Here is a 21,770-nt window from a genome sequence, read left to right on the forward strand (position 1 = left end):
AACGTTCCTTGTTTTCATGACGTATGTGGAACTCCATTTTTTAACTGTCCACCTATCAATAGTAGCCACAAGCCCTGATGCGCAATGTTTTGCGCACTCCCTCTGCAAAAAAGCACTCTGCAAACCGCTACAGCCCTTGCAGATAAAGCCCGTCACCCTACTGCGCACGATATTGCGCACATGCGCATTTTTTTGCGCAGTTCATCAGGAGAATTTGCTCAAAAAACAGGCAAAAATCGCTCATATAAAATTCAAGCTATTGATTTAAATAGGGAAATAATTTCAGGCATGACTCTTGATAGAGGCAATGCCATTCAGCGAGCAGCGTCGCTCGCAAGAACAAAGGAACAAGGGATGTTCACACCTGCTTACAAGGCCAATTACATGTTGATCGATGGTGCCCTGCACCCGAATGTCATTTGCCAACTGCAACAACGGAACGAGCCTCTGGAGATCCTGCCCCTTTACCTGTCGACATGCCTGGAGCCTGTCAAAGAGCAAGGACCGATTCTGGTACATGCGCCTGTCGGCACACCCCTGATGACCGAGTGGCAACAGACTCCAGCCCAGCATCTGTATGCCAGTGTCTTCGCTAGTCAGGCACCCTTGCGCACCGTCTCCAGCCATCTGCGCCACTTTCTCCAGCCACCGGACTATCTGGGCAATAACAGCTTGCTGCGCTTTGCCGACCCCGTCGTGATGTATTTCTGGTTATCGAGCTATCGTCAGGAACATCTGGACTCCTTGCTGGGGCCTGTCACCGACTTATGGGTCAAGACACCGATTCATCGCTGGCAACCTGAGCCCGAGTCCCCTTTCACACACGTTGCCCGCCATGGCCCGCCTCAAGCCTGGGACGCACGTTTTGCGCTACAGGGCGAACCGCAACTGGCCGCATTCGAGCAGTCTTATCGCTGGCTGTTCATCGAGCAGCTTCACGAATGGCTCACCGAGCACCACGCCTCGGCGTTCGCCAACCAGACGGACGAACAGGTCCTCAACTGGATGGAACACGTCCTGGAAAAGGGCCGTGCATGGGGGCTGGAAAGTGATTACGCCTTCGTGGCGTGGGCGGATGTCTGCCACACCTGGGGCCTGGACTTCATGGATCGGACTGACGGTCCCTATCAACGCTGGCTGACGCTGTTTCCCGACAAGGCACACTTGCCTCCCGAGCTTCGCGTCGAGGCAGTCGCAGCACACGCACGCAGCATCACCAGTGCGCCCCCAGATTGACAATCACGGCCATTCAGAAATTTACTGATCATAAACCATGAAAGTGATGCATATTTTTTATAATTAACTTAGACCAAAATCGAATTTCACAGGGGATGCTGCCGCACTTTAAGGTGCTCTGGACAAGGTCGAACGGACCTCAACCATTGGCAGGAGTTGTCATGAGCATCGAATTCATCGGCTATATCGCGACCCAACCCGGTTCTGAAATCCATCCCCGCAGCGGCCCGACCATCCAGCCCGATTACGTGGAGAAGGTCGCCAAGGCTCATGAAGAGGCAGGCTTCGACCGGGCGCTGGTGGCGTATCACTCCAATAGCCCTGACAGTGCTTTCGTCGCAGCTCATGCCGCCAGCGTCACGACCAGACTCAAGTTCCTGATTGCCCATCGTCCGGGTTTCATTTCCCCGACCGTGGCTGCACGTCAGTTCGCGACGCTGGATGTCTTCAATGGAGGACGCACTGCCGTGCATATCATCACCGGCGGGGATGACAAGGAACTGCGCGCCGATGGCAGCCATATCGGCAAGGACGAACGCTACGCCCGCAGCGATGAATACCTGAGCGTGGTACGCCAGGAGTGGACCAGCGACAAGCCGTTCGATCATCAAGGCACTTATTACCACTTTGAAGGCGCTCATTCGCAGGTCAAATCGCCACAGCAGCCGCATATCCCGCTGTACTTCGGCGGCTCGTCGGACGCCGCCATTGCCGTTGCAGGCAAGCATGCCGATGTCTATGCGCTGTGGGGCGAGACTTATGAGCAGGTGCGTGATGTCGTCAAACAGGTTCGCGCCGAAGCGGCAAAGCATGGCCGTACCATTCGCTTCAGCCTGTCATTGCGCCCGATCCTGGCAGAGACCGAAGAGAAAGCCTGGGCGCGGGCCGACAGTATTCTGGAAAGGGCCACGGCCCTGGCCCAGAGCAATGGCTTCGTGCGCCGCGAACCACCGAATGAAGGCTCACGTCGCCTGCTGGCTGCGGCGGCTCAGGGTGCTCGCCTGGACAAGCGTCTTTGGACCGGCATTGCAGGCCTTCTCGGGGCCCAGGGTAATTCCACTTCGCTGGTCGGGACACCGGAGCAGGTCGCTGAGGCGCTACTGGACTATTACGACCTTGGGATCACCACGTTCCTGATCCGGGGTTTCGACCCGCTGGACGATGCGATCGATTACGGCAAGAAACTGATCCCGCTGACCCGTGAGCTGGTTGCAGAGCGCGAGCGTCAGGCTCGGGAGCGGGTTGCCTGATAAGCTTTTTCGTGAATGACTTCACTCCCACAAGAGATCCGAGAGTGGGAGCGAATTCATTCGCGAACCCTCACGCCGCAACCGGCTCCTGCTTCAACGACCTTGCCACCAGACCACCGAACGACTCCACCGGCCCTTGCAGGTTGCCAAGGAAGCGCGGGTAGACCAGCCACAGGTCCATCACCGGCTTGAAGTCCTTGAGCGGCAGAACCGCCAGTTGCTCGCGATGCGCACTGCGCTCCAGCAACGGACGTGGCACCAGGCCAAGCCCCATGCCATCGGCAACCAGACCCAGTTGCAGTTCGGTGCCGAAGGTTTCCAGGTTGATCTTCAGGTTCAGCCCCTGATCGGACAAGGTCCGCTGTAGCCCTGCACGAAAGCCACAGCCGTCCGGGTTGAGCACCCATCCCTGCTCATAACAGTCAGCCAGCTTGCCGGGCTTCTTCATCACTGCGTTTTTGGCGCAAACCACCACCAGTTCCACCTTGCCGATGGACTGGCCGATGATGTTTTCCGGGAAGATCTTGCCTGCCGGAAACAGCGCTGCAGCAGCATCCAGCTCACCATTCTCGATCTTGCCGATCAGGTTGCTGCCCCAGCCGGTCACCACCTGGGCGCGCAGGTCCGGGAATTCGCCACGCAATTGTTTGAGGGCATCGAGCAGCACCACATCGCCGATAGTCTGGGGCACGCCCAGGCGCAACAAACCGCTGGGCGGAGTATCACTGGCGACAAGCTCACGAAGTGAATCCATTTCCCGCAGTATCGCCAGACACTTCTGATAAACCTGCATGCCTATGGGTGTGGGTTTGAGCGGCTTGGTATTACGGTCGAACAACTCGACACCCAGCGCCTGCTCGAAATTCTGTACCCGCCGGGTAATTGCGGGCTGAGTCAGATCCAGCGAATCCGCCGCATGGCTGATCGACTGGCAACGGATCACTGCAACGAAAGCATCGATATCATCAATTTTCATTCGGACCGCACATAAAAATATAAAAAGAACATAGGCAAAAAGCATAGTGGGATTTCAGGATTCTGAATAGCTGCCATCCAGCAACCGGAGCGATTTCATGAAGTAATCGCTTCACTCCCAAAAAGCATTAAAGAGCTTTTCGTTATAACCTAATCATAAAAAAATAGCATATTAAGATCCCACATTATGTTTACATCCATTCAGGCATCAACTCGCCCTGGAATGGATATGACACAGACTCGACACCCGGAACGACTCAGGGCCTTTATCGGTGCACTGGCCGAGCTCATCGACGGTAACCCCCGCGAAGGCGATCTCCTGCATCGCGGCGGCAAGCTACTTTCACAACTGGTGAGCCATGACGACTGGCTGCCTGACGAATTCGCGGTTCCCGATCCGACCCGCTATCAGCAATTCCTGCTGCATGCCGATTCCCGGCAGCGCTTCTCGATTGTCAGCTTCGTCTGGGGACCGGGCCAGAGCACGCCGATTCACGACCATCGGGTCTGGGGCCTGATCGGCATGTTGCGTGGCGCCGAATACTCACAGGGTTTTGTTCGCAGCCCCGATGGACGCCTGGAGCGCGAAGGCCAAGCGATTAGGCTGGAGCCAGGCCACGTGGAAGCCTTGTCGCCTCGCAGCAATGATGTCCATCAAGTCAGCAATGCCTTCAGCGATCAGGTGTCGATCAGCATTCATGTATACGGCGCCAACATCGGCGCGGTAAAGCGTGCCGTCTATGAGCCGGACGGCAGCGAAAAACTGTTCATTTCCGGTTATTCCAACGCCTTTCTCCCGAATATCTGGGACCTGTCAAAAGAGAGCAAAGCCCAATGACCACACAATCGACCCGAACCTTTGCCGACATTCGCCAAGCACTGCTGGAACGCCGGGAAACCGCGCTGGTGGATGTGCGCGAAGAAGCCCCGTTCGCTGAAGCGCACCCGCTGTTCGCAGCCAATATCCCGCTGTCGAAGCTGGAGCTGGAAGTGTTCTCGCGCATTCCGCGCCGCGATACCGCCATCACCTTGTATGACAATGGCGAAGGCCTGGCGCAGATTGCCCAGCAACGCTTGCTCGATCTTGGTTACAGCGATGTGAAGCTGCTTGAAGGCGGCCTGCAGGGCTGGCGCGATGCCGGTGGCGAACTGTTTATCGACGTCAATGTGCCCAGCAAGGCTTTTGGCGAACTGGTGGAACATCATCGCAACACGCCTTCGCTGTCGGCCGAAGAGGTCAAGGCACTGCTCGATAGCAAGGCGGACCTTGTAGTGCTCGACGCTCGGCGCTATGACGAATACCAGACCATGAGCATCCCCAGCGGGATCAGCGTGCCGGGTGCCGAACTGGTGCTGCGCGCACGGGAGCTGGCGCCGGACCCGAACACCCGGATCATCGTCAATTGCGCCGGACGCACCCGCAGCATCATTGGGACTCAGTCGCTGGTCAACGCGGGCCTTCCCAATCGGATCAACGCACTGCGCAACGGCACCATCGGCTGGCTGCTGGCCGGACAGACACTGGATCACGGTCAGGCACGTCGCTTCGCGGCAGTCAGCGAGGAAACTCGTGAAGTGGCCAGTGCCGATGCCCGCAAGGTTGCCGACAAGGCCGGCGTACAACGCGCCAGCCGCGCCGACCTGCAACGCTGGCAGGCCGACGCCACACGCACCACGTATCTGTTCGATGTACGCACCCCGGAAGAATTCGCCAAAGGCCATCTGCCTGCGGCTCGCTCCACGCCCGGCGGACAACTGGTGCAGGAAACCGATCACTTCGCCAGCGTGCGCGGTGCGCGTCTGGTGCTGGTGGACGATGACGGCGTACGGGCCAACATGTCGGCGTCCTGGCTGGCCCAGCTGGGTTGGGAAGTGTTTGTGATCGATGATCTGCAAGCGGCAGACTTCAGCGAAACGGGTGACTGGGATGCTCCCTTCCCTGCGCCGCCTCAGGTCGAGGAAATCAGCCCTGAAACCCTGGCTCAATGGCAAACCGACGGCAATGTCGCAGTACTCGACTTCACTGCCAGCGCCAACTACGTCAAGCAGCATATCCCCGGCGCCTGGTGGACATTGCGGGCGGATCTCGCACAGGCCCTGAACAAAGTGCCACACGCAGAACGCTATGTACTGACATGCGGCAGCAGCCGTCTGGCCCGCCTGGCGGTGGCCGAGGTAGAGGCCTTGACCGGCAGGCAGGTGTTCCTGCTCAACGGCGGGACCGCCAGCTGGATCAAGGCAGGCCTGCCACTGGAACACGGCGAAAGCCGACTGGCCTCGCCGCGCATCGATCGCTATCGCCGTCCCTATGAAGGCACCGATGCACCACGCGAGGCGATGCAGGCTTATCTGGACTGGGAGTTTGGTCTGGTGGAGCAATTGGGCCGCGACGGGACCCATGGTTTCAATGTGATCTGATTTTGCGTTGCTCTTCACTGGACTCTTCGCGGACGCACAACAAAATCAATATTATTTATATTTTAAATAATAAAGATCAGTTAATTACATAATTAGCATATAACCAAAAGATACTTCACATCGGTTTCTTATAGGAATAACTTCAATCTCATTCACCCAGGCAGGGACTGCTGACCGCCAGAGCCGTCAGCCCACGACACCCATTCAGGAGCACTCGACATGAGCACACAACGTCACTTGAAACTCGGAGCCATGGTTCATGGCGTGGGCCACGGTTGGGGTGAATGGCGCCATCCGGATGCGCTGGCGGATGCCAGTGTCAATTTCGGTTTCTACAAGCAGCAGACCGCCCTGGCCGAAGCGGCCAAATTCGATTTCGTTTTCATTGCCGACAGCCTGCATATCCACGAAAAATCCAGCCCGCATTATCTGAACCGCTTTGAACCGCTGACCATCCTCTCGGCACTGGCGGCCACCACACAGCACATCGGTCTGGTGGCGACGGTCACCGTCAGCTACACAGAACCCTTTCAGGTCGCTCGGCAGTTCGCTTCGCTGGACCATATCAGCGGTGGTCGCGCAGGCTGGAACGTGGTCACGTCATGGCTCAGCGGCACTGCCGACAACTTCAGCAAGGGCGAGCACCCTCCCCATGCGGTTCGCTATCGCATTGCCAAAGAACACGTCTCGGTGGTCAAGGGCCTGTGGGACTCCTGGGAAGACGACGCCTTCGCCCGCAACAAGCAGACAGGCGAATTCTTTACCCCGAGCAAGCTGCATGCGCTCAACCATCAAGGCGAGTTCTTTCAGGTCAAAGGTCCGCTGAATATTTCCCGCTCCCGCCAGGGCCATCCGGTACTGTTCCAGGCCGGCACTTCCGAGGACGGGCGCAATTTCGCAGCGGAGTATTCCGATGCCATCTTTGTACACGCCGAAACCCTGGAAGATGCCAAAGCCTATTCCCGAGACCTGAAAAAACGTGCAGCCGGATTCGGCCGTAATCCCGACGAACTGTCGATCCTGCCGGGTATTCGCCCGATCATCGGCCGCGACGAAGCCGAAGTCGAAGGTCGTTACCAGCAGGCGGTGGAACTGGTGTCCATCGAGGATGCCATCGTGGCGCTGGGCCGTCCGTTCAATGATCACGATTTCAGCCAGTACCCGCTGGATGAGCCGTTCCCCGAGCTGGGTGACCTGGGCTCCAACAGCCAGAAAGGCGGTTCGGACCGGATCAAGCAACTGGCCAGGGACGAAGGCCTGACCCTGCGTGAAGTTGCGCTGTATTTCTCGCGTCCGCGTCGCGATTTCGTCGGCACGCCCGAGCAGGTCGCCGATGCGGTGCAGACCTGGTTCGAACAAGGTGCAGCCGATGGTTTCATCATCAACTCATTGCTGCCCGACGGCCTGCAGTACTTCACCGAGCTGGTCGTACCGCTGTTGCAGCAACGCGGCCTGTTCCGCAGCGAATACACCGGTGCCACCCTGCGCGAGCACTTTGGTCTGTCGGTTCCGGTCAATCGCCATGCACCGGACGCCCAGGCCGTCAGCGCCAGAGAGGAAGCCGTGGCATGAGCCTTTCCCAGCTTCGCCCACAGCACACTGCCGAATCAGCCGAGGCCTTCACCGCCCGGCTCGCGCAGATCACCGCCCAACTGGCCGAAACCGCAGAGCACTACGATGTCAGCGGCGAATTTCCTCACGCCAACTTTCGTCTGCTGCATGAACACGGCCTGCTGGGCCTGACGGTGCCCACAGACCTGGGCGGCGGTGGCGCCGATCTGGTTCAGGCATTGCAAGCCGTCAGCGCCGTTGCCAAGGGTGAACCGTCCACAGCGCTGATTCTGGTCATGCAGTACATCCAGCATTCCCGTTTACAGGAAAGCAAAAGCTGGCCAAAGGATTTACGTGTGCTGGTCGCAAAACAGGCCGTGCAGGATGGGGCGCTGATCAATGCCCTGCGCGTGGAACCGGATCTCGGAACCCCGGCTCGCGGCGGTCTGCCAGCCACCATCGCCCGCCGCACCCCGCAAGGCTGGCGGATCAGCGGCAGCAAGATCTACTCCACCGGGAGCCATGGCCTGACCTGGCTCAGCGTCTGGGCTCGCAGTGACGATGAAGATCCCCTGGTCGGTGCCTGGCTGGTACACAAGGACACGCCCGGCATCAGGATAGTCGAGGACTGGGACCACCTGGGGATGCGTGCCACCAGCAGCCATGAAGTGATTTTCGAGGATGTGCTGGTGCCGCTGGAGCATGCGGTCAGCGTCAGCCGCTGGAGTGCGCCACAGCCGGAACTCGATGCCTCGGGCCTGCTGTGGATGTCGGTGCTGCTGTCATCGGTCTATGACGGTATCGCCCACTCGGCAAGGGATTGGCTGGTGCAATGGCTGGAACAGCGCAAGCCGTCCAACCTGGGTGCGGCACTGTCGACCCTGCCCCGCTTTCAGGAAGCCGTCGGGCATATCGATACCTTGCTGTTCGCCAATCAGAACCTGTTGCAGTCTGCCGCCCAAGGCTTGGTCCCGACGAAAAATGCCGCGCAGATCAAATACCTGGTAACCGGCAATGCCCTCCGCGCTGTAGAGCTGGCCATTGAAGCGACTGGCAATCCCGGCCTGTCGCGCAGCAATCCGCTGCAACGGCATTACCGCAACGTGCTGTGCGGGAGGGTCCATACGCCGCAAAACGACGCTGTCCTTCAGGGTGTGGGCAAGTCCGTTTTCGCGGCGCGCAGCACGCCTTTATAGAAACATCATCAAATCGTCTTTTCCGATGATGATCACTCTAAGTGAGAGGCGTTTTCACGACCAACTTCGTGAGGACGCCAACAAAAATAAAAATGCAACATTCAATATTAAAACCCTCTCCGATCAATCCTTTAGAAACTGATACTTTACTTCTCCCTCCTTTTAAATCCTCGTTGAAACTCGCCCTCCACTAGTTGCCGCATCGTGATAGTAAATCTATCTAAAACTCATATTAGTTTGTCCCCTGAAAACACTAAAACAGCCAAACCCTTAAGCCATTCACCTAGGAAACACACCACTCACTCACACCAGAGACAGCGCAACCCCGATCAAAAATCATTGGAAAAAGGACTTTTACCTGACGACTCGGTCAACTAAAAACCCATAAACTCTCATCGTAGAGCCTACCGCTCATGGAATAAGGATTAGGGGTTATCCCGATATTGACGTCAATTTACCATCGCTACTATCCGATTATCTTTAAGACAATCGAATGGATGCGAGCATGGCTATCTACATTGGTTTTTGGCTTGGGCTCGTACTCGGTGCCACTGGAATAATACTGGGACAAAACACAGTGTCAGCCATCGGCCTGGCCATTATCGGGGCCACTACCGTGGCGCTGCACTTGCGTTCCAGGTCCCCGGCCTCACAGATTGCACCTGAAAACGCCCATTCTGATTTGTCCCAACCCCAAGGCCAACCCGACGTACCGGCTCTGTTGCACACCATCGTCCCCAGCTGGAGCGATAGCATCAACCAGAGCCGTGACCTGCTGCAAACCAATATCAGCGAACTGTTCAACAGCTTCAGCAATATTGCGACCCGCCTGGAAAGCAGCCTCAACAACTCTGAAAACATTCTGGGCAATGGCGGTGTCGGTGCGAGCCTGCTTGAAGCCAACCAGCGGCTCGAGGAAGTGACTCGCTCCTTCAACGCCAGCAGTCAGCGCCAGCAGGAATTGACGACGACGATCAGCAAGCTCGACAGCTATGCCAGCCAGCTGCAATTCATGGCCAAGCGCGTGCAGGAAATCGCCAGCCAGACCAACCTTCTGGCCCTCAATGCCGCCATCGAGGCCGCTCGTGCCGGGGAACATGGTCGCGGTTTCTCGGTGGTAGCCGATGAAGTGCGCAAGCTTTCTTCGCTATCCGCCGAGACAGGCCAGGGCATGGACACGAAGGTCGAAGAGATCAACAAGGCCATCCAGTCCACCATCACCGCCGCAGCCGAACTGGGCGAAAGCGAGCGTAGCAATCTGGACTTCCTCAACGACTCGGTCACTCAGGTCATGGCACGCCTTGGAGAGAACCTCAACGAACTCTCCGACTCGTCCCATGCACTGCAACGCGATGCCCGCGATACCCAGCGCGACATCCACTCGATCATGGTCAACCTGCAGTTCCAGGACCGTGCCGACCAGATGCTCGATCACGTCCAGGCCGACCAGCAACAACTGCTCAGTGCCCTGCACAGCCAGGACGAGAGTCTCGATGACCCGCACGCATGGCTGGATCGCCTGCGTCAGCGCTTCACCACGGAAGAAGAGCGCCACGGGCGACCACAGGCCGCCGCCAGCGAAATCACTTTTTTCTGATTCCTGCTTTTTCCCTATACGAGAGTTACGAACATGGCCAAGACCGTACTGATCGTCGATGACTCTGCATCGATGCGCCAACTGGTGAAGATGAGCCTGAGCAGCGCAGGGCATCAAGTGATCGAGGCTGTAGACGGGCGCGACGCCCTCAACAAGCTCACCGGGCAGAAGGTCAACCTGATCATCAGTGACGTGAACATGCCCAATCTCGACGGCATCGGCCTGGTCAAGGAAGTCAAGGCGCGGCCCGAGTACCGCTTCACCCCCATCATCATGCTCACCACCGAAAGCGAACAGTCCAAGAAAGCCGAAGGCCAGGCTGCGGGTGCCAAAGCCTGGATCGTCAAACCTTTTCAGCCTCAGCAGTTGCTCGCTGCGGTCGAGAAATTGCTGGGGTAAGCCCATGTTCTCGATAACCGAAGGGACGCAAGACACCCCCACGCTGATGCATGTGAAGGGCGACCTGACCATCTACGAAGTCAGGCAGGCACACGAGTTGCTCATGCCCTTGATCTCAACACAGGCCCAGGCCTGGCAACTGGACCTCAGCGGTGTCGATGAAATCGACAGTGCCGGTGTTCAGCTATTGCTGGCATTGCAGCGCGAACTGTCACTGAGCGGGGCATCAGCCACTGTCAGTGCCGCTTCGCCCAGCGTGATGGAAATGACCGGGCTGCTGGCTCTGGATGTGCTCCAACCTGTGGCTCAGGCCGAGGATTGACCGATGCTCAGTGGTGAACAGTGGAATCAGTTATTGCAGGGCTTTCTGGATGAAGGCCGGGACCTGCTCAAGGATGCCGAAGACAGCCTGCTGCGTCTTGAAACCACCCCGGACGATCATGACGCGGTCAATGGTCTTTTCCGTGCCGTTCACACCCTCAAGGGCTCGGCCGGGATCTTCTCGCTGACGCCGCTGGTCACCCTCACTCATCACCTGGAAAGCCTGTTGATGTCGGTGCGCGACGGGCAGCGGGTGCTGACCTCGGACCTTACCTCACTCATGCTCAAGTGCATGGATGAGTTGAGCACCATGCTCGAAAGCGTAGACCCCGACAACGGCGTGATGGAAGCCAACGAAAGCCGTCAGGCGCCTCTGCTCGCGGCACTGGCCAAGGCTCAGGGGCATGAGGCCGTCGATACCGAAGATGCTACGTCAGACAGCAGCGAAGCGGTCATCAGCGATGCCGAACACGACTGGCAGGTTTCCATCGCATTTGCCAGGGAGCTGTTTCAGAACGGTTTCGACCCGGCAGCCTTCGTGCGCTATCTCAAGAAGCTCGGCACCATCACGAGCATGCAGACGCAGACACCGTCTTTGCCGGAGCTGGGAAAACTCGATCCTGAAGACTGCTATCTGGAACTGAACCTGACTCTGCGCAGCAGCGCTCAGGCCAGCGAGATCGAAGACGTTTTCGAGTTCATTCAGGATTTCTGCACCCTGCAGATCGAGCGACTGGCGACCCAGCCCGAATCCGACACAACGCTCGTCGAGCATTACCCGGTCGTCGATCAGGCTCCGGTTCTGCAGGTACAGGCCCTGGCCCCGATGGCTGTGGCCACGCCTGAAAGACCTTCGGCAGCTCCCAATCCCAACCGTGACCGTCGCCCCGTGGAAAACACGATGGTCAAGGTTGCAGCCAACAAGCTCGACGAGTTGATCAATCTGGTAGGCGAGCTGGTCATCAGCACGGCGGGCGCACAGATGCAGGCCCGCCTGGGCGGTCACAATGGCAGCATCGAAAGCACCCAGGCAGTGCTTCAGCACGTGGAGCAGATTCGCGAAATCGCGCTGAAACTGCGCATGGTCGAAGTGGGCGAAACCTTCAACCGCTTCCATCGCGTGGTGCGTGACGTCAGCCAGGAACTGGACAAGAAGATTCAGTTGACCATTCGTGGCGGCGAAACCGAACTGGACAAGTCGGTGATCGACAAGGTGGCCGATCCGCTGACGCACCTGGTGCGCAACGCCATCGACCACGGCATCGAGTCCGCCGCCGATCGTCTGGCGGTCGGCAAGCCGGCCGAGGGCAACCTGAGCCTCAATGCCTATCACGACTCCGGCATGATCGTGCTGGAAATCAGCGATGACGGTCGTGGCTTGAATACCGCACGCATCCTGGAAAAGGCCATCGCCAAAGGCATGGTCGAACCCGACGCGCAACTGAGCGACAGCGATATTCACCTGCTGATATTCGAGGCCGGTTTTTCCACTGCCGAGCAGGTTTCCAACCTCTCGGGACGCGGTGTCGGAATGGATGTCGTGCGCAGCGCCATCGATCAACTGCGCGGCACGATCGAAATCGATTCGGTTGCCGGTGAAGGCTGCACCTTCCGCATTCGTCTGCCACTGACCCTGGCCATCATCGATGGTTTTCTGGTCAGTGTGGGCCAGGACAGCTTTGTCATTCCGCTGGACGTGGTCACCGAATGCATGGAGGCCACCGCGCCGCCTCTGGAAAACGGCTATGGCTATCTGAACCTGCGCGGCAGACCTCTGCCGTGCATTGCACTGGACAGTCATTTCGGTATCAAGGCCGAGCCGTCCCGGCGTCGCAACATTGTCGTGGTCAGCCAGGGACGCCAGCAGGCCGGGCTGATCGTCGATCAGTTGCATGGCGAATTGCAAACCGTCATCAAGCCTCTGGGCAAGATGTTCCAGCACCTTCGCGGTATCAGCGGCTCCACCATCCTGGGATCTGGTCAGGTTGCACTGATTCTGGATATCCCCAGCCTGTTTCGCCATTTACAAGCCCAGGTCGAAAGCGCCAGTCAAACCAGTGTCGCCAGCGCCAACTAACTTTTGCAGCCTTCAGGAGATGTAAACATGCAGTTCATCCGAAATATGAAGATAGGGGTCAGGCTGACACTCGGTTTTCTGATAGTCGTGGCCTTGACCGCGACCATTGGCTTGCTCGGCATCCGCAACCTGGACGAGGTGAACCGACTTTCGGATCGCATGTACGATATCGACGTCGAGGGCATGAGCCAGTTGCAGGAAGCCAATATCCAGTTGATCACCGCAGGTCGCGCCATGCGCCAAAGTCTGCTCTCCACCACTCAGGAAGAGCGGGAAAGCGCGGCCAACATGACTCGCAGCACACTGGAAACCACTCGCGCCCTGATCATCAAATCCCGCGAGAGCTTCATCACCAAAGAGGGCCAGGCCAGAGTCGATGGCTTGCTGGCACCACTGACCGAATACGAAAACATAGCCAAGCAACTCTTGCTCGCCCATCAACAAAGCGGCCAGCTCCAGGAAGCCAGCGAGGCGACCAATCTGTTGCCAAAGGCCATATCGACGTCCGAGGTAGTCGATCGCATGCTGGGTGAAGTGGTCGATTACAAAAAAGAACGGGCCGGGCAGTCAAATCAGGAAATCACCAATATCTCCGAAAGCTCCCGCGTGCAGATGATTGTGCTGGTGGCCGTGGCTACCCTGCTGGGCATGCTGATCGGCGTGCTGGTCACCCGCAGCATCACCAAGCCGCTCAATGGCGCAGTGGAAGCTGCCAACCGCATGGCGGCGGGTGATCTGAGCAAGGACCTTGAAGTCAACAGCAAGGACGAAACCGGTCAACTGCTGTCAGCCATGCAGAACATGGCTGTGCGTCTGCGCAGCATTCTGGGCGATGTGCGCAGTGCCGCCGATTCGCTTTCCTCGGCTTCGGAGCAGGTCAGCTCGACCTCGCAATCCCTGAGCCAGGCCGCCAACGAACAGGCCGCCAGTGTCGAACAGACCAGTGCCTCGGTGGAGCAGATGTCCGCCTCGATTTCCCAGAACACAGAAAGCGCCAAGATCACCGACGGCATCGCCGGCAAGGCTGCCAATGACGCCGTTCAAGGCGGCGGCGCGGTAGGCGACACGGTTCTGGCCATGAAGCAGATTGCCGACAAGATCAGCATCATCGACGACATCGCCTACCAGACCAACCTGCTGGCCCTGAACGCCGCCATCGAAGCAGCTCGCGCAGGTGATCATGGCAAAGGCTTCGCTGTGGTCGCAGCCGAAGTGCGCAAGCTGGCCGAACGCAGCCAGGTGGCCGCTCAGGAAATCGGTCAGGTCGCCTCCAGCAGCGTACAACTGGCCGAACAGGCCGGGCGCCTGCTCAACGAGATCGTGCCCAATATCCAGAAGACCTCTGATCTGGTGCAGGAAATCACAGCAGCCTCCCAGGAGCAGAGCGGTGCAGCCGGGCAGATCAATATCGCCATGGGCCAGATGAACCAGATCACCCAACAGAACGCCTCGGCGTCTGAAGAGCTGGCAGCCACCGCAGAAGAAATGAATGCCCAGGCCGGCCAGTTGCAGGAGTTGATCGGCTTCTTCCGCTTCGAGGCACAGTCTTCATCGAAACCTCAGTCACGCGCCAATGACAACTACAGCAGCCCGACGCAGCCGTGGTCCAGAGGCAAGTCACAGGTCGATGAAGGCCAGTTCGTCAGCTTCAACTAACGGGAGGTACGATCATGAGTCTTCCCCAAACTGTCGAACGGTTATCCGACGCCGACACGATGAGCATCCAGCACCTGTCGTTTCGGGTGCGGGACGCCGCTTATGCGCTGCCTATCGATCTGGTGCGCGAGATCATCGAGTACGACGAAGTCACGTCCGTACCGATGATGCCGGCCTTTATCCATGGTGTGATCAACCTGCGCGGCAACGTGGTGCCGGTGCTCGATCTGGCAGCGCGCTTCGGCTTCGAGCTGACCACGCCCGGCAAGCGCACCTGCATCGTGATCATCGAGCTGACGCTGGAAGACCTCTACCAGCGCATCGGCCTGGTAGTGGATGCCGTGGACGCCGTGCTGGATATCGACCCGCAGCAGGTGGTGCCCGCACCGCCGTTCGGGGCCGGTATCCGTACGGATTTCATCGCGGGCATGGCACGTCGCGACCAGACCTTCACCATCATTCTGAACATTGCACAAGTGTTGTCCCTGGATGACATTCGCCAGCTCAGTCTTGCTGTGCTCAAGGGAAGTTGAAATGTCAGAAGCCTTGAAGATGCCGACACTCGGCGACGCCGAGTTTCTCCATCTGCAAAAGCTAATGGCTGATGCTTCGGGCATCCAGCTGGCGCAGAACAAGCGCCCGCTGGTTGCCGGGCGCCTGATGAAGCGTCTTCGCTATTACCAGTTGGACAGCTACACCGAATACCTGCACATGCTTGAACAGCCCCTGTACAAGCAGGAGCGCCGTCTGGTGGTCGATCTTCTGACCACAAACGAAACCTATTTTTTCCGCGAAAACCCGCATTTCGAGTTTCTGGGCCAGTGGCTGGCACGGCGACGGGGATCGTTACGACTATGGAGTGCAGCCTGCTCATCGGGCGAGGAACCTTACACTCTGGCCATGGTTCTGAGTGAAAGTGCCACTACACAGGACTGGTCCATCATGGCTAGCGATCTTAGCCTGAGCATGCTGCAAAAGGCCCACGAGGGTATCTATGATCTGACGCAGGCCAAGTACTTTCCAGAAGGCTGGATGCAGCGTTATTGCCTCAAGGGGATTGAAGACATGAGCGGACGCTTCAGGGTCAAGGCAGCCCTGCGCGACCGTATCACGCTACAGGAAGTCAACATCGTTCAACCCTTGTCAGAGGACGTGGGCCTGTTTGATGTGATTTTTCTGCGTAATGTATTGATTTACTTCGACAATGAAGAGAAAAAACGTATCGTGCAGCGCCTTGTCTGTCAGTTACGTCCAGGCGGCCTTTTATTCATAGGTCATGCTGAAAGCATTCACGGTTTTGATCTACCTGTACGGCTGGTAAGGCCTTCGGTGTACGAATGTCTATAAACCAACCCCTTTTCCTGCGACCCGGTGATTACTTCTTCGGTCGCCACGACGGACCGGTCACGACGCTGCTGGGCAGTTGCGTATCAGTCATTCTCTGGCATCCACGCTGGCGGTTACTGGGAGTGTCGCACTACCTGCTGCCCCGTGACCCGACCGCAAACTGCAATGATCACGACACTCGCTACGGTGAAGCCGTGTTCCAGCGCATGCATGCCGACATGGTGCGTCACGGCACCACCCCGAGCGAGTACCGCAAAGGCATTTTCGGCGGGGGCTGCATGACGCGCTTCGAGGGCAACGGCCTGCGCAAGATCGGCCACACCAACAGCGATTTCGCCCGCAAGGAATTCCACCTGCGCAAATGGTCGGTGGACTTGCACGATCTCAATGGCGACCATTACCGCCGCCTGCAGATCGATGGACTGAGCGGCAGGATCGAATGCCAGCGCAATGAAGTCACGTTGCCCGTCATCACACAGAACTCAAGGACAGGTGGACATATTCTGTGATCCGCGTATTCATCGTCGACGACTCGGCCCTGGTTCGCCAGGTACTGACCAATTGCCTGGCAAGCCACCCCGGTATCGAGGTGATCGGCCAGGCCAGCGACCCGATCTACGCCATCGACAAGATGCGGCGCGACTGGCCGGATGTCATCATTCTGGACGTGGAAATGCCGCGCATGGACGGCCTGACCTTTCTGCGCCAGATCATGAGCGAGCGCCCGACCCCGACCCTGATCTGCTCGACCCTGACCGAAGCCGGTGCCAGTGTTTCCGTCGAAGCCCTGGCGGCCGGTGCGGTGGGTGTTTTCACCAAGGCCCGGCTGGGCCTGAAACAGAGCCTTGAGCAGATCTCGGGGGATCTGATCCGCAAGATCGAAGAAGCCGCCCGCACCCGCCCAGGCGCTTTCCGGCCACCTGCACGTACCCAGGCCGCGGAGGCACCGCCGCCACCGGCAAACCCGCTGCTCAGAACCACCGACCGGGTCGTGGCTCTGGGCTGTTCGACCGGCGGCACCCAGGCACTGGAATTCATTCTTCGCCAACTGCCACGTGACTGTCCGGGCATTGTGATCGTTCAACACATGCCGGAGAAATTCACGGCCGATTTTGCCAGGCGTCTCGACAGCCTGTGTCAGATCGAAGTCCGCGAAGCCAAACACCTGGACCGCGTTCACAGCGGCCTGGCCTTGATCGCCCCCGGCGGTCTGCACATGCAGCTCAAGCGCAACGGAGCCCACTATCAGGTCGAGGTTCTCGACGGCCCACCGGTCAACCGGCACAAGCCATCGGTAGATGTGCTGTTCCGCTCCATGGCCAGACATGCAGGCGCCAATACCCTGGGCGTGATCATGACCGGCATGGGTGACGATGGCGCCCGCGGCCTGCTGGCCATGCGTGAAAGCGGAGCCCATACCGTCGCTCAGGATGAGGCCAGCTGCATTGTCTTCGGCATGCCCAAGGAAGCCATTCGCATGGGCGCTGCACAAGCGATAGAACCGCTGTCCAGAGTACCGATACTGATCCAACAGTTTGGTGACAGCGCACGGCATGGCTAACGCAATGCCAGCGCCACAATCAGGGATAGGGATGTCCTTTGAGTGGCCGTATTTCGCACGGATGCAGTCCGCTATCAGCGGGCTATCATCAACTCCCACGGGAGAACAGTAATCGTAGCTTTCACTCGTTGCCAGCTATACCCTTCCCATGCGACACAGGCCGGAAATATGCCTTGCCGAATTCTGCTCGCTGATAGCTACCCATTGTTTCGGGCGGGTATCCGGGCACTACTGGAAAAACAACACGAATACGAAATCGTCGGTGAAGCTGGCGATGGAGACAGCATCATCCAGCTGGCTTGCCTGCTGTCGCCGGACATCGTCCTGCTGGACATGTCCATGGAGCGATCATGCAGCGTGCATGCACTGGAAGAACTGTCGGTGCATGCGCCCTGCTCCAAGGTGCTGATGCTGTCGACACATACCGACTCAGGCTTTGTCATGAAGTGCCTGCAACTGGGTGCCCAGGGCTATCTGCTCAAGAGCGCCAGTTTTCTGGAGCTGGAACTGGCCCTGCAAGCATTGCAGCATGGCGATCAATACCTGTCTTCGGAGGTCGTGCCGCTGGTGGTCAGCGAGGCAGTCAAGAAAAGCCTCACGCCCCACTCGCCCACAAGATCCGGAAATTTTTCACTGACCGAACGACAGCTTGAAATCCTGCGCCTGATCGCCCGTGGCGAATCGACCCGTTCCATCGCACTGGGTCTTGGCCTGAGCGTCAAGACGGTGGAAGCCCATCGCTCCCAGGTCATGCATCGTCTGGGGATTCACGACCTTGCCAGTCTGGTGCTTTTCGCCGTTCGGGAAGGGATCATTCAGGTCAACGATTAGCATGACGTCAGAAGTGGCGGCTCAAAGGCCGTCACTTCAGGCAACGCCTGATCCCACCTCACAACCTCCACCGATGCGGTTTGTGCCGAGCAGCCCTGAGACAGGCTTGAAGACCCTGCATCGAGGGTGATCACGTTCGGGTTGCCATGTTTCTCAAGGCAGCCCTTCTGGCCATGTATCAGAGGGTCGAACCAGGCTCCCGTGGCGATCTGCACGACACCAGGACGAATGTCGTCCGAGACAATCACCCCGGCCAGAAAAGCACCGCGCTCATTGAAGACCTTGACCACATCGCCGTCACCAATACCGCGTGCCTGGGCATCGCGGCGATTGAGGGTCAATGGCTCGCGTTCGCGGATCTTCGAGGCGCGGCTATAGGCGCCATGATCGTACTGACTGTGCAGGCGGGTTCGCGGCTGGTTGGACAGCAGGTGCAAGGGAAATGAGGTCGCAGGCTTGTCCAGCCAGACCGGATGCCCCGGACAGTCCGCGTAACCGAACCCGGCAATGCGCTCGGAGAAAATTTCGATACGCCCTGAAGGTGTGGGCAAAGGGTTGGCCTGCGGATCATCGCGAAAAGGCTTGAGCAGAATCATGTCGGTTTCGGGGTATTGCACCTCGAACAGGCCGTCGCGCCAGAACCGGTCATAGTCCGGCAACTGTACGCCAAAGGTTTCAGCCCGCTCGCGAGACTGCTCATAGATATGACGCAGCCAGGCCGATGCATCACGCCCTTCGGTGAAGGTATCGATAAAGCCCAGGCGCTGCGCCAGGTCGGCAAAGATCGAATAGTCGTCGCGGGCTTCGCCCACCGGCTCGATGGCTTGCTCCATGGCGATCATGAAACGGTCGGAAGCCGAGCTGCCGATGTCATTGCGCTCCAGCGCCGTGGTCGCAGGCAGGACGATATCGGCGTACCTGGCCTGGGCGGTCCAGTACTGCTCGTGAACGATGATGGTTTCAGGCCGCTGCCAGGCATCCAGCAGGCGGTTGAGGTCCTGATGGTGGTGGAAGATATTACCGCCGGCCCAGTACACCAGCCGAATGTCGGGATAGTGCCGCTGCTGGCCGTTGTAATCGAAAGGCTCGCCGGGGTTGAGCAGCATGTCGGCGACACGCGCCACCGGGATAAAATCCTTGACCGGGTTGCTGCCCTGCTCGAAGCGTGGCCCCGAGAATGCCTTGCGACCGCTGCCCGTATTGTTCATGCAGCCATAGCCCAGACCAAAACCGCCTCCCGGCAAACCGATCTGCCCCAGCAACGCGGCCAGGGTCACGGTCATCCAGAACGGTTGTTCGCCATGAATGGAGCGCTGCAAGGAATAGGCGACATTGATCATGGTCCGCTTACTGGCCATGCGCTGCGCCAGTTCGGTGATCTGGCGGGCCGGGATTCCAGTCAGTTGCTCGGCCCATTGCGTGTCCTTTGGCTGCCCGTCGACATGCCCCAGCAGATACTCGCGAAAGCGCTTATAGCCCACGGTATAGCGCTGCACAAAGGCTTCGTCATACAACCCTTGAGTAATCAAGACCCAGGACAACGCCATCATCAGCGCCGTATCGCTGCCGGGACGAACCGCCAGCCATTCATTCTTTTCAGGGCCGACCAAGTCATCGCGCAACGGGCTGACATTGACGAACTCCACACCCGCTTTCGACATCGCCTGCAAGGCATCAGCCAGCAGGTGATCACTGGCACCGCCGGGGCTGGTCTGGGCGTTCTTGGCGGGCAAGCCACCGAAGGCCACGAACAGCTCGCAATGCTCGGCCAGGTTCTTCCAGGAGGTATGCGCCGCCAGCAGCCAGTCCATATTGCCGACGATATGCGGCATCAACACCCGACCTGCGCCGAGGCTGTAACTGTCGGTGCTGAACACATAACCACCCAGGCAGTTGAGGAAGCGATGCAACTGACTCTGGGCATGATGAAAACGCCCTGCACTGCCCCAGCCATAACTGCCGCCAAAGATGGCCTGATTGCCATGCTCGCCCCTGATGCGCTTCAGCTCTCGGGCGACCAGATCCAGTGCAACGTCCCAGGACACTTCGACGAAAGGCTCCTGGCCACGCAGTTCAGGCCGACCACCGGACTCCTGAAGGAAGCTGCGACGCACGGCGGGACGCTTGATACGGGTCGGCGACGTGATGGCGCCTGCCACCGAATCACCGATGGGCGAAGGGTCCTTGTCCCACTCGGCGGGCACCAGCGCTTCAAGCTTTCCGTCCACAACCTGTGGGCGGTAGACGCCCCAGTGCAATGAAGTGAACGTCATGGTGAAGGGCTCCTGAGTGGTTGGGGCGTGGGGTTTCGCGAATGAATTCGCTCCAACAGCCGGGTGTGGAATTCATTCGCGAATAAAGCATGAATCAACGTGAAACCTGCTCCTGCAATTTAAGCGCCGAATTGAACGACTCATCGAACACACTGGCCGCAGGATAGCTTTTGGTCAGCCCGGCACTGTTGAAAAAATCGATGGTCTGCTGCGCGCCCGCAATCACTTCAGGTGTAATCGGTACCACGACGATCTGCGAGCGGGAGAACCAGCGGCGGGCGACTTCAGCGTCGGCTCGGGTCAGGCCTGACCAGGCGTTGGCGTAGGTTTCGCTGTTTTTCGGATCACGCACCGACCAGTCGCGGGCCGCTTGCAAACGCTGAAGGAAATCGTTGATCCGGGCACGCTTGTTCTTGATGGCCTTGTCGTTGGCAACAATGAAACTCTGGGCCGGAATCAGCCCCTTGGCCGTGATGATGATCCTGGCGCCCTGGCGTTCCTGCTGGGTGACGTAGGGCTCCCAGGTCGCAATGGCATCCACCGAACCGCCGTCCAGAGCATGAGAGGAATCCAGCGCACTGAGGTAACGATACTCCACGGCATCACGGGGCACACCCGCCTTGTCCAGTGCAGTGAGCATCAATTGCTGGCTGAAAGAGCCTTTCCAGATCGCCACTTTCTTGCCTGCCAGATCCGCAACGCTCTTGATGGAAGAGTCCTTGCGTACCACGATGGCCACGCCATCCAGATTCTGCCGCGACACGCCGATGACCTTGATCGGTGCGCCCAGAGCGCCCATGAACAGCGCCGGCGAATCCCCCAGCAGGCCAATATCCAGACTGCCAACGTTCAAGGCTTCGGCCACTGGCGAGCCGGCGGTGAACTGCTTCCATTCCAGTTCGTAAGGCAGGTCGTTGAGCACCCCCGCAGCTTCCATCACGGTACGGGCGCTGTAGCTCTGGTCGCCCACCACCAGATCAGCGGCCTGAGCATTCAACGAAGCCGCAAGCGTCAGGAACAGACCGGACAGAACGCTTTTTTTCCATCGGGCAAGGGTGTTGTCGGACACGTGCAATCTCCAC

General features: G+C 58.5%; 19 protein-coding genes. 16 read left to right on the forward strand and 3 right to left on the reverse strand.

The genetic code is table 11. The annotated features are described in order from the left end of the window. Nucleotides 1-354: 354 nt before the first annotated feature. Together KGD89_RS18360 and KGD89_RS18365 are read left to right on the forward strand one after the other, a co-directional pair. Nucleotides 355-1,236 (forward strand): DUF4123 domain-containing protein, encoded by an 882-nt coding sequence (locus tag KGD89_RS18360; protein WP_025261229.1) that lies wholly within the window; start codon nucleotides 355-357, stop codon nucleotides 1,234-1,236. A 161-nt stretch (nucleotides 1,237-1,397) separates the two neighbouring features. Next, nucleotides 1,398-2,486 carry an LLM class flavin-dependent oxidoreductase gene (locus KGD89_RS18365; RefSeq protein ID WP_025261230.1) on the forward strand — a complete coding sequence of 363 codons (1,089 nt, stop codon included), beginning with the start codon at nucleotides 1,398-1,400 and terminating at the stop codon, nucleotides 2,484-2,486. A gap of 70 nt (nucleotides 2,487-2,556) precedes the next feature. Here the strand turns inward: KGD89_RS18365 and KGD89_RS18370 are convergent, their stop codons facing one another. Beyond that, nucleotides 2,557-3,462 carry a LysR family transcriptional regulator gene (locus KGD89_RS18370; protein ID WP_025261231.1) on the reverse strand — a complete coding sequence of 302 codons (906 nt, stop codon included), beginning with the start codon at nucleotides 3,460-3,462 and terminating at the stop codon, nucleotides 2,557-2,559. 228 nt (nucleotides 3,463-3,690) lie between these two features. Here KGD89_RS18370 and KGD89_RS18375 point away from each other — a divergent pair, with 228 nt between their 5' ends. The 14 genes from KGD89_RS18375 (at nucleotide 3,691) to KGD89_RS18440 (ending at nucleotide 18,415) form a co-directional block, all read left to right on the forward strand. Continuing rightward, nucleotides 3,691-4,299, forward strand: a complete 609-nt coding sequence (locus KGD89_RS18375) for a cysteine dioxygenase family protein (protein ID WP_025261232.1) — start codon at nucleotides 3,691-3,693, stop codon at nucleotides 4,297-4,299. After that, nucleotides 4,296-5,879 carry a rhodanese-related sulfurtransferase gene (locus KGD89_RS18380; protein ID WP_025261233.1) on the forward strand — a complete coding sequence of 528 codons (1,584 nt, stop codon included), beginning with the start codon at nucleotides 4,296-4,298 and terminating at the stop codon, nucleotides 5,877-5,879. The genes KGD89_RS18375 and KGD89_RS18380 overlap by 4 nt, the downstream gene beginning before the upstream one ends. 219 nt (nucleotides 5,880-6,098) lie before the next feature. Next, on the forward strand, nucleotides 6,099-7,451 hold the full coding sequence (locus KGD89_RS18385) for an LLM class flavin-dependent oxidoreductase (protein ID WP_025261234.1): 1,353 nt from the start codon (nucleotides 6,099-6,101) through the stop codon (nucleotides 7,449-7,451). After that, on the forward strand, nucleotides 7,448-8,626 hold the full coding sequence (locus KGD89_RS18390; protein ID WP_025261235.1) for an acyl-CoA dehydrogenase family protein: 1,179 nt from the start codon (nucleotides 7,448-7,450) through the stop codon (nucleotides 8,624-8,626). Before KGD89_RS18385 ends, KGD89_RS18390 begins: the two co-directional genes overlap by 4 nt. A 505-nt stretch (nucleotides 8,627-9,131) precedes the next feature. Further along, nucleotides 9,132-10,223 carry a methyl-accepting chemotaxis protein gene (locus KGD89_RS18395; RefSeq protein ID WP_025261236.1) on the forward strand — a complete coding sequence of 364 codons (1,092 nt, stop codon included), beginning with the start codon at nucleotides 9,132-9,134 and terminating at the stop codon, nucleotides 10,221-10,223. Nucleotides 10,224-10,256: 33 nt separating this feature from the next. Next, a complete protein-coding gene (locus KGD89_RS18400; protein ID WP_025261237.1) occupies nucleotides 10,257-10,622 on the forward strand; it encodes a response regulator in 366 nt (121 codons plus the stop codon). Between the two features lie 4 nt (nucleotides 10,623-10,626). Further along, nucleotides 10,627-10,944, forward strand: a complete 318-nt coding sequence (locus KGD89_RS18405; RefSeq protein ID WP_025261238.1) for an STAS domain-containing protein — start codon at nucleotides 10,627-10,629, stop codon at nucleotides 10,942-10,944. A gap of 3 nt (nucleotides 10,945-10,947) precedes the next feature. After that, the gene (locus KGD89_RS18410; RefSeq protein ID WP_025261239.1) at nucleotides 10,948-13,020 is read left to right on the forward strand and encodes a chemotaxis protein CheA; all 2,073 of its coding nucleotides are present in this window, start codon (nucleotides 10,948-10,950) and stop codon (nucleotides 13,018-13,020) included. Nucleotides 13,021-13,047: 27 nt separating this feature from the next. After that, complete coding sequence (locus KGD89_RS18415; protein WP_025261240.1) at nucleotides 13,048-14,676, forward strand: methyl-accepting chemotaxis protein; 1,629 nt, start codon at nucleotides 13,048-13,050, stop codon at nucleotides 14,674-14,676. A gap of 14 nt (nucleotides 14,677-14,690) precedes the next feature. Further along, the gene (locus KGD89_RS18420; protein ID WP_025261241.1) at nucleotides 14,691-15,209 is read left to right on the forward strand and encodes a chemotaxis protein CheW; all 519 of its coding nucleotides are present in this window, start codon (nucleotides 14,691-14,693) and stop codon (nucleotides 15,207-15,209) included. A 1-nt stretch (nucleotide 15,210) separates the two neighbouring features. Continuing rightward, nucleotides 15,211-16,023, forward strand: coding sequence for a CheR family methyltransferase (locus KGD89_RS18425; protein WP_025261242.1), 813 nt, complete (start codon nucleotides 15,211-15,213; stop codon nucleotides 16,021-16,023). Next, nucleotides 16,014-16,532: a chemotaxis protein CheD gene (locus KGD89_RS18430; protein ID WP_236249387.1), complete on the forward strand. Its 519-nt coding sequence runs from the start codon at nucleotides 16,014-16,016 to the stop codon at nucleotides 16,530-16,532. The genes KGD89_RS18425 and KGD89_RS18430 overlap by 10 nt, the downstream gene beginning before the upstream one ends. Further along, entirely contained in the window at nucleotides 16,529-17,584 is a 1,056-nt protein-coding gene (locus KGD89_RS18435; protein ID WP_025261244.1) for a protein-glutamate methylesterase/protein-glutamine glutaminase, read from the forward strand. The genes KGD89_RS18430 and KGD89_RS18435 overlap by 4 nt, the downstream gene beginning before the upstream one ends. A gap of 168 nt (nucleotides 17,585-17,752) precedes the next feature. Continuing rightward, complete coding sequence (locus tag KGD89_RS18440) at nucleotides 17,753-18,415, forward strand: response regulator (RefSeq protein WP_025261245.1); 663 nt, start codon at nucleotides 17,753-17,755, stop codon at nucleotides 18,413-18,415. Here the strand turns inward: KGD89_RS18440 and KGD89_RS18445 are convergent. Together KGD89_RS18445 and KGD89_RS18450 are read right to left on the reverse strand one after the other, a co-directional pair. Next, nucleotides 18,412-20,688 (reverse strand): molybdopterin guanine dinucleotide-containing S/N-oxide reductase, encoded by a 2,277-nt coding sequence (locus tag KGD89_RS18445; protein ID WP_025261246.1) that lies wholly within the window; start codon nucleotides 20,686-20,688, stop codon nucleotides 18,412-18,414. The two genes, KGD89_RS18440 and KGD89_RS18445, sit on opposite strands and share 4 nt — an antisense overlap. 94 nt (nucleotides 20,689-20,782) lie before the next feature. After that, entirely contained in the window at nucleotides 20,783-21,757 is a 975-nt protein-coding gene (locus KGD89_RS18450; RefSeq protein WP_025261247.1) for an ABC transporter substrate-binding protein, read from the reverse strand. Nucleotides 21,758-21,770 lie beyond the last annotated feature (13 nt).

The organism is Pseudomonas cichorii, from assembly GCF_018343775.1.
GTDB lineage: Bacteria > Pseudomonadota > Gammaproteobacteria > Pseudomonadales > Pseudomonadaceae > Aquipseudomonas > Aquipseudomonas cichorii.